The sequence below is a fragment of the uncultured Rothia sp. genome (genome assembly GCF_937976295.1).
Classification (GTDB): Bacteria; Actinomycetota; Actinomycetes; order Actinomycetales; family Micrococcaceae; genus Rothia.
Window position 1 is genome coordinate 1 of the sequence record NZ_CALJRY010000253.1, and the last position, 12866, is coordinate 12866.

A 12866-nucleotide genomic window follows, 5' to 3' on the forward strand; every position below is an offset into this window, starting at 1 on the left:
AACCCCTGACCCCCTGCATGCCATGCAGGTGCGCTACCAGCTGCGCCATATCCCCATATTCTGTTAGTGACCTCAACGAGGCAACATGAATATATTACACACACCACGGACAACGATGCAAACCAGCGCACACAAAAATCTAAAAAAGTTCCGGGGCAACCGGGCAGGCAGAAAGGGCAATCAGGTCATCAGAAAGGGCAACCGGGCGGGCAGAAACACCCTCGACATACGCAGAAAAGGGGCGGACCCCGCGGCACCATACAGCACCAACAGGGCCCACCCCTCATCAGCTAAAAATCAAGCGGAAGCCTACGCCTCATCCTGAGCGGGAATGATGCGTGCAGCATCTTCCTCAGTCTCACCCTCGATGTCGAAGGGAGCCTCGTTCTCAACACCCAGCTCAATACGCGGAGCCTCAGCCCACAGACGATCCAGAGCGTAGAACTCGCGGTCCTCCTCATGCTGAACGTGCACGACAATATCGCCGAAGTCCAGCAGAATCCAACGGCCCGAGGCGCGACCCTCACGGCGAACCGGCTTCAAGTCAGCCTGCTCACGCAGAGCGTCCTCAACCTCATCCGCAACAGCGTTCACGAGGCGCTCATTGTGGGCAGAAACCACCAGGAAGCCATCAATCAGACCCATCGCGTCGGATGCATCCACAGCGAACAGGTTCGTTCCCTGCTTCTCTTCCGCAGCGCGGGCGGCAATGCGCAGAGCCTCAACCGAGGACTGTGCAGCAGTCATATTTTCCTTCCTTGCCGGCAGAACACCCACCGGCAGCACCCGCAACAGGGGTGCATTGTTCACGGCCTACTTAGGGCCAAAAACCATAATCAGACCGACAACGACCAGGGCGAGCAACAACACGATCCACAGCCACGCCAGGGAGGTCTTCTGCGCAGGCTGCAGAACCTCTTCAGCCTTCTCAACAGAGCTCTTGGAAGCAGAGTCTTCCCCAGCCTCCTTCGAAGCCTCAGCAGAAGCAACCGCTGCGGACTTCGACTCAGCCGACTGAGACTCCTCCTCAGAGTCCTCTTCGGACTCTTCAGCGGTCTCCTCGACCAGCGCCTCTTCGGGATCCTGACGATCCACCATGCGCTGCAGCAGCTCCTCAACCTCATCCGGGCTCAGAGCAACGGTCGGGTCGCCGTCCACCGAATCTACGGTATCCCCAGCGGAGGCGCTATCCAGCACGCTCAGGTCAAGACCCTGCGCGTTCACCGCGCTCACGCGGGTGGGCAACTCGTCAGCAGACTCTTCAACCTCAGCAACCTCAACGGTCTCTTCCTCAACGGAAGCGACCTCGGTCTGCTCAGCCTCAATGTCAGAGCTGTCCAGCTCCTCAACCTTCGGCTCATCGCGCACCAGGTACTGGTGCAGCTCGGGTTCCGGCTTCTCCTCCTTGACCACGGCAATAACCGGGATCGAAGAAGTCATCGGGTTATCCACCGCGGAGGGGCTGGTCGCATCCACACGGTTCTTCGCGATCTCTTCGGGGCGCAGAACACGCAGGCTACTGGTCAGCGGAGCAGGCTCGTGCAGCTTCTCCTCATCGTTCGCCTCAGTGTCAATCTTGCCCTGAGCCGCCAGCGCTGCAAAACGACGCTGAACAGCCAGAACCTGCGGGTCAATAGCGTCCGCATGAACAACGGAGCCCATATTCTCAACAGGCTTCGCGGGCTCACCGCGACGGTTCGCACGCAGGTACTCGGCAACTTCTTCACGGTAGCGGGCAAGACGGCGCGGACCCATCACCTTAGTAGGCGGCGGCACCTCAATGCCGTCCTCGGTCACGTACGTCTCGTAGAGGTACGCTTCGTCCTCGCTATAGGGCTTCGAACCCGTAGCTTCACTCATGTGTTCCCTCATTATTCGTCGATTGGGGTGCCTGCCCAGACTCATCCTTCACGCGGGGCAAGCCGTCACGGTACGCCGTCAAGGCGTCCTTCTTGTACAGGCCGTACTTAGCGATGTACTGCACCACACCATCCGGCACCAGGTACCAGATGGGGGCGCCTTCAGCTGCGCGGCGACGAATATCGGTCGAAGAAATCGCCATCGCAGGAATCTTCAGGGTCGTAATATGACGACCCTCAGCCATCGGCGGATCCAGCTCATGATCGGGGCGGGTCACGCCCACAAAAGTCGCCAAATCCCACAGCTTATGGGCATTGCGCCAGGTCATAATCTGGCTGATCGCGTCCGCACCGGTAATGAAGAACAGGTCAGCATCCGGGCGCAGGGCGCGCAGCTCGTTAAGCGTATCAAAGGTGTAGGTGGCGCCGCCACGGTCAATATCAATACGGCTCACCGTAAAACGCGGGTTCGACGCGGTCGCAATCACCGTCATCAGGTAGCGATGCTCAGCGTCACTCACGTGCCGCTCCCCCACCTTCTGCCAGGGCTGACCGGTCGGAACAAACACAACCTCGTCCAGGTCGAACACGGCGGCAACCTCACTAGCTGCCACCAGGTGTCCGTGGTGAATCGGGTCGAAAGTTCCACCCATCACGCCCAGACGCACCCGACCGGGAATGCGCGGGGGAATCGACTCGGTGCTCGGAGCACCAAAATCAAGGTGAACAGGCTGGTCAGTCACAAATGCCGTCCTTGCTGGGGACAGAGACCGCGCCACGGCAGCTTAAGAAGCCACCACAGGTACGGATGCGGGCAGGTACACAGAAGGTACGCAACACCAAAAACGGTGCCCTCGTACATTCCCCTCTATGCTACCTGCTTACGGTCAAAAACACCGAAATGACGGGGGTGAGCTAAGCCGCCAGTGGAATACCCAGCCAGCACGCCCGACCACAGGCTTACTCGCATAATTGCCCGCATAATCGCCCGTATGTTCCGACGCACACATCCGGCGTAAGAGGCAATCGCAACCGCCACCGCAGAGAATACAAGAAGGCGCAGAGCATACAAGAAAGCGCCGCGCACCGGAGCAAACCCCGGTGCGCGGCACCATTCATCGTCTGCACAACAGCTGTCTGGGCAACAGCCAACGCTTAGCTATTAGTCGTCGACGTTCGGCATGTCGATATTCTCGTCGACCTTGCCTTCCTTCAACTTCTTGCGGTACTCAACCGACTCGGTCCACACGCCTGCAACACGCTCAGACTCCAGCTCGGCACGAGCCTCCGCCTTCGCGTCCATACGCTCCTTGTACTCCACACGCTTCTGCGCACGAGTCGGGCGAATAATCTCTTCCAGACGAGCGTCCGTACCACGCGGGGAGGACAGCAGCTCAGCGCCACCGACCATGGTCGGCTCCCAATCGAAGATCACCGAGTTGTCATTCTCACCAATCACCACGGCGTCACCGGCACGAGCACCAGCCTTGAACAGCTCATCCTCAACACCCAGGCGCGCCAGGCGGTCCGCCAGGTAGCCGACAGCCTCATCATTATTGAAGTCAGTCTGCTGAATCCAACGCTCAGGCTTCTCACCAATCACGCGGAACAGCGGCTCAAGGTTACGCTCCTCGCGGCGAATAATGAACTCCTGCTTCTTCTTACCGCGGAAGCCCTTCGGGCGAACCACAGGAGCCTCAACAACCACGCGCTCCGCTTCCTTCTCGGCAGCGGCACGAGCGGCGCGGTCCTCCTCCACGAGCTTTGCCATCGCAAAGATCAGGGACTTCAAACCCTCATGGGAAGCAGTCGAAATCTCGAAGACCTTAAAGCCCATCTCCTCAAACTCGGGGCGAACAAACTCAGCCAGCTCACGAGCCTCAGGAACGTCAATCTTATTGAGCACCACAATCTGCGGACGCTCATGCAGCGGCACGGTCACACCCGCAGTCGGGTCAACCTCATAGTTTTCCAGCTCGCCGCGAATCACCTCAAAGTCACTAATCGGGTCGCGGCCCGGCTCCAAAGTAGCGCAGTCAATCACGTGCACCAGAGCCGAAGAACGCTCCACATGGCGCAGGAAACGGTGACCCAGACCGCGGCCCTCCGAAGCGCCCTCAATCAGACCCGGAACATCCGCCACGGTGTAGCGAACATCGCCCGCCTGCACCACACCCAGGTTCGGGATCAAAGTAGTGAACGGGTAGTCAGCAATCTTCGGACGCGCCGCAGAAATCGCAGCAATCAACGAAGACTTACCCGCCGAGGGGTAACCCACCAGAGCCACATCCGCAATGGACTTGAGCTCCAGAACAATATCAGCCTCTTCACCGGGGGTGCCCAACAGAGCAAAACCGGGAGCCTTACGCTTAGCCGAAGCCAACGCAGCATTACCCAGACCGCCCATACCGCCACGGGCAGCAACATACTCGTCGCCCACACGCAGCAGGTCAGCCAAAACATTACCCTCGCGGTCCTTCACCACAGTACCCTGCGGCACGGTCAGAACCAGGTCCTCACCGTTAAAGCCGTGGTGCATATCGCCACGACCAATATCGCCATTCGGGGCGTGCTGATGCGGGCTGTGGTGGTACTCCAGCAGGGTCGTGGTCTGGTTATCCACGCGCAGAATCACCGCGCCACCATTACCACCGTTACCGCCGTTAGGGCCGCCCAGGGGCTTAAACTTTTCACGTCGCACGGAGACGCAGCCGTTACCTCCGCGACCGCCAGATACATGCAAGACCACGCGGTCCACGAATTCTGCCACGGGTTCTCCTTATCTTGGAAAATCTTCACTTCGCCACCGCACGGCACACACCAATCATGCTGCGGATGCGGCGGCAGGCGCGACCGGGTTGGGGTGCGCCTCATCGTGGAGCCCAGCACAGGCGGGCCTCCACGGCATTCGAGGTCATAGCGAGAGGGGGTAGACTAACGCCTACCCCCTCTGCCCTAGCGGTGAGTATTACTCAGCTGCTGCCAGGATGTTAACGACCTTGCGGCCCTTGCGGGTACCGAATTCGACGGTGCCTGCTGCCAGAGCGAACAGGGTGTCGTCGCCACCGCGGCCAACGTTCAGGCCGGGGTGGAAGTGGGTGCCGCGCTGGCGAACGAGAATCTCGCCTGCGTTGACGGACTGGCCGCCGTAGCGCTTAACACCGAGGTACTGGGGGTTCGAGTCACGGCCGTTACGGGTGGAGCTTGCGCCCTTCTTGTGTGCCATTCTGTATTCCTACCTTAGGGTTGAATTCCGGTCGTTTCGATTACGCGTTGATAGCGGTAATCTTGACGGTGGTCAGCTCGGCGCGGAAGCCCTGACGCTTCTTGTAACCGGTCTTGTTCTTGTACTTCTGAATAACGATCTTCGGACCGCGCAGGTCCTCAACCTTCTCAGCAACAACCTTGGCGGAAGCCAGGGACTTTGCGTCAGCGGTGACCTTGTCACCGTCGACGAGCAGCAGCACGGGCAGCTCGATGGTGCTGCCGGGCTCGCCTGCAACACGGTCAAGGGTAACGAGGTCGCCTACGGAAACCTTCTCCTGGCGGCCGCCAGCGCGTACAATCGCGTATGCCACTATGGGACTCACTTTTCTCGACAACTTGCTTCTTGAATCTCACACGAATGAGCAGCCTGCGCTTTCATTGCTGTGCGCCCTCCCCCGCCAATCAAATGACCGCGAACAAGGAGGAACGGCCCGTGCGTTCCGACGGGATTGCCCGCCGAAGCCAACACGCGAGGCTCACCGGTGGTGTCTCTCTCCCGCACGTTCCAAACTCAGCCGAATGCTCGACCGCGCCGAAGACGATGCGGGTGGGAGCGGTGTCTCCCGCTGGCCCTGCGTCGATAGGGCTTCACTGAGATAAACACCAGTCCTTAAGGATACGGCATGATCTACGCGCCGCGCAATAGATAATTTTGCGGAACGCTCGAAGTCGGCACGTGATGCTCCTCTAATACTGCACCGCACTCTTAATAGCGCCTTTAAAATGACGCAGCACACGCACAGAAAAAAATAGCCTCGGTAGGGAAGTTCCGGCTCGCCCTACCGAGGCTATCTCATATACAACACACCATCGGATGTCCGATGATCGGAAGCTAAAGACTAATCGTCCTTACCTTCACGCTTAATGTCGGCAGCAGCAACGCCAATGCCGAACAAAACAGGGGCCGAAGCGTCATCAGACACCGGAGCCACATCCGCAACAGAAGCGGAAGCAACCACGGAACCCTCAGCACGCTCGGAAGCGTCCACGGTCACGACCTGAGCACCGGCACCGGCGCTCGAAGCCGCACGGCGAGTGCGACGCTTACGCGGGGTCGAACCGGGCACCTGAGCCGCAGGCGTCTGATCCTCAACCGGAGCCTCAACCGCTGCGGGAGCTGCGCCCACCACACCGGTCACAGCCGGAGCACCAATCACGCCGGTCACAACCGGGCGAGACTCAGACTTCTCAATCTTACCAGCATTTGCGGATGCCTGCTCAGCCGCCTTCTCGGCGCGCTTCTCATCAGCGGCGCGACGAGCACGGCGGCGGGACGCACGCGGAGTCTCACGAACATCCTCAATGCGCAGGTCCTCACGCTCAATGCGCTTGGGCTCCTGAGCCTTCTGCTCGGAGTTTGCCTCAGCGCCCTTGTGCTCAGTGCTCTGCTGCTCAGCGTTCTGGCGCTTCGCCGAACGATCCTCACGGCCCGAACGGAACGACTCACCCTCGGTACGGGCAAGACGGCCAGCCTTCTGAGAAGCACGAGCCTTCGCCTCACCGGCGCGAATCGCCTCAAAACGATCCGAAGAGCGGCTAAAGCGCGGGTCAAGCTCCGGGTCAACGTGGTGCTCGTCCTCCAGCGAACCCGCACCGGAATCCTCCACAGCGGCAATATCCGCATCGGTCAGCTCGCGGCGCTGGCGGTTACGAGAAGACTTCTTCTCGCCACGCTTGGACGAACGACGCTCCTCCGCCCGCTCCTGATCCGAACGTCCCTCAGCAGAGTCCTTCGAGGAATCCTCAGCGGGCTCCTCCACGCGGTCGAACGCGCTCGCCAGCTGCTCCAGGGAGAAACCGCCCTGCTCACCGACCCAGTTGCCCTCGGTGACCTCAGCAACCTTGTCCTCACGCTGAGCAACCTCCGCGTGAGCCTGCTCGCTGGCAGCCTCGGCAATACCCTGAATCTCCTGCTCAAGCGAAAGCTCAGCGGTCTCCGCGCGGCGCGAACGCTTGCGACGCTTACGCTTCTTACGGGTCGAAGCGGTCTCCTCCGAAGTCTCCCCGCTATGAGCGGATGCGGCAGCCACCGCAGCCATAGCGTTACGGCGCTCAGCCTTCTTCGACTCCAGAGCATCCTGCTTCTGCTGGTCACGAGAATCCTCGCGGGCAGCGGCACGGCTACGCTTACGGTCATTACGCTCATGGCGGTGGATGTAATCCGACGCGCCACCGCTACGACCGCTCAGCGGCTGATCGTGAACCACCAGGCCACGACCTGCACACTGCTCACAGGGCTCCGAGAAGACCTCAAGCAGGCCGGTACCCAGGCGCTTACGGGTCATCTGAACCAGACCCAGCGAAGTCACCTCAGCCACCTGATGCTTGGTACGGTCACGGCCCAGGCACTCAATCAGGCGACGCAGAACCAGGTCACGGTTCGACTCAAGCACCATGTCAATGAAGTCAATGACGATAATGCCGCCAATATCGCGCAGACGCAGCTGACGGACAATCTCCTCAGCGGCTTCCAGGTTGTTCTTGGTGACGGTCTCTTCCAGGTTGCCGCCGCTACCGGTGAACTTACCGGTGTTCACGTCCACCACGGTCATGGCTTCGGTACGGTCAATCACCAGCGAACCACCCGACGGCAGGTACACCTTACGGTCCAGTGCCTTCGCCAGCTGCTCGTTGATGCGGTAGTGGTCGAAGAGGTCGTCATCGCCGTCCCACTGCTGCAGGCGGGAGACCAGGTCCGGCGCCACGTACGTCACGTACGCCTCAATGGAATCCCACGCGTTCTCTCCCTGAACAATCATCGCGGTGAAGTCCTCGTTGAAGACGTCACGCACGGTCTTAATCATCAGGTCGGGCTCCTGGTAGAGCATCTCCGGAGCCAGCACCTTGCGGGAGTTAGCCTTCTCCTGAATCTCTTCCCACTGCGCACGCAGACGGTTAATGTCGTGGGTCAGCTCCTCCTCAGAAGCACCCTCCGCCGCGGTACGAACGATTACGCCAGCACCCTCGGGCAGCTTGTCCTTCAGAATCTTCTTCAGACGCGCACGCTCGGTGTCGGGCAGCTTGCGGGAAATACCGGTCATCGAACCACCCGGCACGTACACCAGGAAGCGACCGGGCAGGGAAACCTGGCTGGTCAGGCGGGCACCCTTGTGACCAATCGGGTCCTTGGTGACCTGCACCAGAACCGAATCGCCGGGCTTCAGGGCGTTCTCAATCTTGCGGGGCGCACCGTCCAGACCGGTGACATCCCAGTTGACCTCGCCCGCGTACAGCACAGCGTTGCGGCCGCGTCCAATGTCAACGAACGCAGCTTCCATGGACGGCAGAACGTTCTGAACCTTACCCAGGTACACGTTGCCAATCAGGGAATCCTGCTGAGTCTTGGACACGAAGTGCTCAGCCAGCACGCCGTCCTCGAGCACACCAATCTGGATGCGGCCGTCCTTCTGACGAACCAGCATCTGACGGTCCACGGACTCGCGGCGAGCCAAGAACTCAGCCTCAGTCACGATGTGGCGGCGGCGACCCAGGGAGCGGGACTCGCGGCGGCGCACACGCTTCGCCTCCAGGCGGGTAGAACCGCGCACACCGGTCACAGTGTTGGATGCGTGAGAGTCAGCCAGGCGCGGTGCACGCACCTTGGTGACGGTCTCAACGTCATCATCAACGCCGCCCTCAATCTCAATATCTTCGGTACCGCGGCGACGGCGACGGCGACGGTGGCTCGTCACCTCAGCCTCAGCGGCAGCCTCCTCGCGGCGGCGCTCCATGCGCTCCTTACGCTTCTGCTCCTCGGCAGCGGCGCGGCGTGCCTCACGCTCCAGCTTGGCGGCAACAGCGAGCTCGCTCAGCTCCTCCGGCTCGGGAGCCATGAACAGCGGCATCGCACCCATGGGGGTACGCGAGCGCAGCTCCTGCAGCTTTTCGCGCTGCAGGTCGCTAATGGTCTTGACCGGCTCGGGAGCTTCTGCGGGCTCCTCAGCAGACTCTTCTGCGGCGGATGCCTCGGGTGCAGCTTCTTCGGTTGCGGATTCCTCAGCAACTACGGCAGCCTCTTCAGCCTTCTGCTCAGCGGCGGCCTCTTCAGCCTTCTCAGCCTTTGCGGGGGTTACGACCTCAACCTTGGCGGTCTCTTCCTTCACCTCAACGGCAGACTCAGCAGACTCAGCGGCGGGAGCGACAACTTCCTCGACCTTCGCAGTCTTCTCGACGGTTTCGACCTTCGCAGTCTTCTCGACAGTCTCAACCTTTGCAGTCTTTTCGACAGTCTCAACCTTGGCGGTGTTCTCCACGACAGCAGGCTCAGCCGCCTTCTTCTCAGCAGCCTCAAACAGGCTATCCAGAGTAGAAGCAACCTCGGTCTCAGACGCAACGGGAGCGGCAACCTTCGGTGCCGGCGCGTGCTTAGCCTTGGCGTTACGGAGGTTGGTCAGGCCAGCAGCAATCGCCTCATCCAGGGGAACCTCAGGAGCCTTCTCCTTCTTCGGGCGACCCGGACGGCGACGCTCAGTGCCCTGCTGGGCGTCAGAGCTCTCACGAACATTCTTACGCAGAGTTTCACGGGTCTCCGCAGAGGCGTTCTTCTCCTCCGCGAGGGCGTTCAGCGCCTCAAAAACCCCAAGTTCGACGTTCTTCTCGTCAGACATTAATCTTCTTTCGTTACACCCTGCTCCGCACCGCAAGGATTTTAACAGCGCGCATACAGCGCAAAGCCTAGTTGCTGCCACCGCGGCTCAAGCCTCACCCTACGGTGCGCGTCCATCGGCGCTACCGGGCACTATCTCGTTCAGTGCTTCTGCCGTAGGGGGCGAGCGGGCGGAACGCAGAGCGCGCCGCGACGGTCACAGCCACCTCGCTCTCGAGCACGGCACGCTCACACCCTTCCTGGGTGCCCTGCCGGTCTTCGGGTTTCTTCGCCGAGGCGGGCGGCCCGCGCGGTGCGACAGTTATGCTCCGCGGCTTATAGCCGGCGCTCTTCGGGTACTCTCCCTCGATGCGTTGGTGGGGATCTTTATGCGCGTGCGGGGCGCACAAGACACCGTGTTCCATTATACCCGGTAGAGGGCGCCTCTGAGCCACCCAAGGCACCCAATCCAGGCATCACTTCCCAGCCGGATGCGCGGGCACTGCGGCGAGCACCATAGCGGGTACAGCAAAGCCGGGCGTGCCACTACGCACCACCCGGCTTCAAAAAGTTCTTGAGAGGAGGGACTAGTCCAGACCCAGCTCCGCATCGCGCGCCTCACGAGCCTGTTGAGCAAGCTTCGGGTCGGTCGGCAAGTACTCCGGACCGGAACCGGTCGCAAACGGAACACCCAGAATGAAAACGAACGGAGAAACCACCAGCAGAATCACCCACAGCAGCGAGAAGTGACCGGCGGTCAGCAACAGCAGGGCAGTCAGAAAAATAACGGCAGCAATGCCCATTGCAGCAATTCCGGCAGTCTTCACGGCTCTCCTCGACGGGGTATCACGAATCTAGTGTCCAGCAGAACGGCAGGCAGTCGACGCCGCAGGTGAAACCCGCGGACGGCTCCGACTGATGCCGCTCAAGAATATACCTGACCATTATACGCACCCGCGCCGCCTCCCCGCTGACTTCACGGCTCGGGTCACCGGCGCCTCCCCCGCTACCCGGCACCCCAGCCTGACTCAACCAGTCGGCGCAACCTCCCCCGCCCGCAGACACAGCAACGCCCCGGCACCAACAGTACCGGGGCGTTGCATGTTCGGGGCATCAGCCCTCAAACCAAGCTCAGAGATGAACGCTTAGCGCATCATATTCACAATGACCTCGAAGAAGCGGATCACAATAATGCCGAAAATCAGGATCAACCACAGGCTAATCGCAAACCAGGACCAGCCGCGAGCGCTCTCACGCATCGACTGCGACGCCGGAATGACCCCCGCCGAAATATTGCGGACCGTAGTCTTCACAAAAAGCGTGATGGTCATAATCCACACAATCATGCAGAACAGGCACAGGGCGTTGATCTGGAACGTCGTCTGGTACCACAGCCACATGATGAACGCGGTCGCCGCCGCCAAACCAATATTCATGCACACCCAGAACCACTTCTTGAACTGTGCACCCGCCATCATCGCGGCGCCGATAGTCACCACAATCGAGAAGCCCACCAGGCCGATGAACGGGTTCGGGAAGCCGAAAGCCTCCGCCTGCGGGGTGCGCATCACCGTGCCGCAGCTGAGCAGGGCGTTGATATCGCAGACCGTGGAGTGGCCGGCATCAATGTAAATCTGCAGGCGCTCATACACCAGAATCGCTGAAGAGATGAGTGCAATCAGGCCGGCGCTAACTAGCCAGAATCCGAGCTGTCGGTCTGAGTAGCTGCCCGGGGTTCCCGTGTGCCCGTGGTGCGCTTCTTTTTCAGCGTGGGTGGGCTCGGTAGTACTCGATGCGGCGGTACTCATACGACTCCTTTAGATAGTGTTTTACGGTGGTACTTACCGGCGCGGCATAGCCAGCACCCCGGAAGCGGTACCCCATTTATCCTAGCCTCTACACCACCAAATGGCACGCCATCAGCCTATATGTTCTGTTTTATGACGCGCTATTTTACGCAGATGGGCGCGTTTTCGGGGCGTTTTCGGGGCGTTTTCGTAGCGCTTTCGGCGCGTTTTCGTAGCGCTTTCGGGGCCTCTTCAGCACGCAAAAACCCCCGGAAGGAGCCCGCAATTCAGCGGCGGACGGAACCTTCCGAGGGTTTCATCAAGGGTACTACTTAGGGCAGCGGGTGGGTGTACGACTCGTCAAAGAACAGCTGCTCCAGCTCCACCGCGCGGCTAAAGAACTCGCGGGCACGCTGCGCATCCGACGGGCCCACACGGTCCAGTTCGCGGCGCAAGAAATCAACCAGTTCACGGAACTCCGGGTAGTCGTGCAGGGTGATCCACTCGTGGTGCACAAAAGAATCGGGGCGCTTGGCGGGAGCCTTGGACGCCCAATCCAGGTACAGGCCCTCGCACACCACCAGCACCGACAGGATTGCCACATAGCTGCCGCTTGCCGCCGCATCCAGGAAGAGACGCTTGAAGCCGGCGGTCGCCTCCGTATCGGGCATGGATTCACGCTGATGCTCGGTCACGCCCAGAGTCTCAAAGCTGCGCAGGAAGTAGGTGTTCTCGTCACCGGCGATTTCGCCCGCGAACTTGGAGAGGCGCAGGCGGCCCGCGAGAGTATCGGCGTTAGTAATCGCGCCGCCAATCAGGGCGAGGAAGGTATCGAGGAAGCGGTAATCCTGCACCAGGTACCCTGCCATGACCTGCGGGGCAATCGAGCCGTCAAAAAGCTCAGCAACAAAACGGTGATTCGTGGCGGAAAGCCAGGTGGCGAGGTTCTCCTGGCGTAGGGACTCGGTGAACGAATCGGTGCCGATCAAATCGGTGAAGGGTGCGGGCATGATGGGTGCCTTTCACTATGTGGCATACCGTCACTGGTATGTGTGCGGGTGTGTTGGTGCGGCCTCAGGCATTGGGGCCGGCGCCTCAGCGAATATAGCACCGGGACGCGACGGCGTGCCCGGTTTTGTACCCCGGTGCACGAAAATTTTCGTTCTTTTCGATTTTTGGGTGGGTTTGGGTGAGTAAGGGCGAGCGATGCCGGTCAAACTCGGGCGATTGGGGTTAGGTGAGAGTCCCTGTGAACACGTGAGAAATCATGTGTTCGAGTGGGAGCATGAGGGCAGCGCACGCGGGCAGAATCGAAAAAGACAGAGGCGCAAAAAGCGGGGCGCCACTCCCCCAGCCGGCAAAACCAAC

10 protein-coding genes are annotated in these 12866 nt (G+C 60.5%); all 10 read right to left on the reverse strand.

Going from position 1 to position 12866, the window contains the following annotated elements; genetic code table 11:
* Positions 1–309: 309 nt before the first annotated feature.
* Positions 310–747: a ribosome silencing factor gene (gene rsfS, locus Q0216_RS06745; protein WP_298593962.1), complete on the reverse strand. Its 438-nt coding sequence runs from the start codon at positions 745–747 to the stop codon at positions 310–312.
* A gap of 66 nt (positions 748–813) precedes the next feature.
* Positions 814–1860 (reverse strand): sulfite reductase subunit alpha, encoded by a 1047-nt coding sequence (locus tag Q0216_RS06750; RefSeq protein ID WP_298593964.1) that lies wholly within the window; start codon positions 1858–1860, stop codon positions 814–816.
* Positions 1853–2602, reverse strand: coding sequence for a nicotinate-nucleotide adenylyltransferase (gene nadD, locus Q0216_RS06755; RefSeq protein WP_298593966.1), 750 nt, complete (start codon positions 2600–2602; stop codon positions 1853–1855). Before nadD ends, Q0216_RS06750 begins: the two co-directional genes overlap by 8 nt.
* Positions 2603–3021: 419 nt before the next feature.
* Positions 3022–4629 (reverse strand): GTPase ObgE, encoded by a 1608-nt coding sequence (obgE, locus tag Q0216_RS06760; RefSeq protein WP_298593968.1) that lies wholly within the window; start codon positions 4627–4629, stop codon positions 3022–3024.
* A 198-nt stretch (positions 4630–4827) separates the two neighbouring features.
* Positions 4828–5085 (reverse strand): 50S ribosomal protein L27, encoded by a 258-nt coding sequence (rpmA, locus tag Q0216_RS06765; protein WP_005505766.1) that lies wholly within the window; start codon positions 5083–5085, stop codon positions 4828–4830.
* 40 nt (positions 5086–5125) lie between these two features.
* On the reverse strand, positions 5126–5437 hold the full coding sequence (gene rplU / locus Q0216_RS06770; protein WP_005505764.1) for a 50S ribosomal protein L21: 312 nt from the start codon (positions 5435–5437) through the stop codon (positions 5126–5128).
* Between the two features lie 528 nt (positions 5438–5965).
* Positions 5966–9733: an Rne/Rng family ribonuclease gene (locus tag Q0216_RS06775; protein ID WP_298593971.1), complete on the reverse strand. Its 3768-nt coding sequence runs from the start codon at positions 9731–9733 to the stop codon at positions 5966–5968.
* A 565-nt stretch (positions 9734–10298) separates the two neighbouring features.
* Entirely contained in the window at positions 10299–10538 is a 240-nt protein-coding gene (locus tag Q0216_RS06780; RefSeq protein WP_298593973.1) for a nucleoside-diphosphate sugar epimerase, read from the reverse strand.
* Between the two features lie 318 nt (positions 10539–10856).
* On the reverse strand, positions 10857–11519 hold the full coding sequence (locus Q0216_RS06785; RefSeq protein ID WP_298593975.1) for a vitamin K epoxide reductase family protein: 663 nt from the start codon (positions 11517–11519) through the stop codon (positions 10857–10859).
* A 311-nt stretch (positions 11520–11830) separates the two neighbouring features.
* The gene (locus Q0216_RS06790; RefSeq protein ID WP_298593977.1) at positions 11831–12508 is read right to left on the reverse strand and encodes a TenA family protein; all 678 of its coding nucleotides are present in this window, start codon (positions 12506–12508) and stop codon (positions 11831–11833) included.
* Positions 12509–12866: the final 358 nt, after the last annotated feature.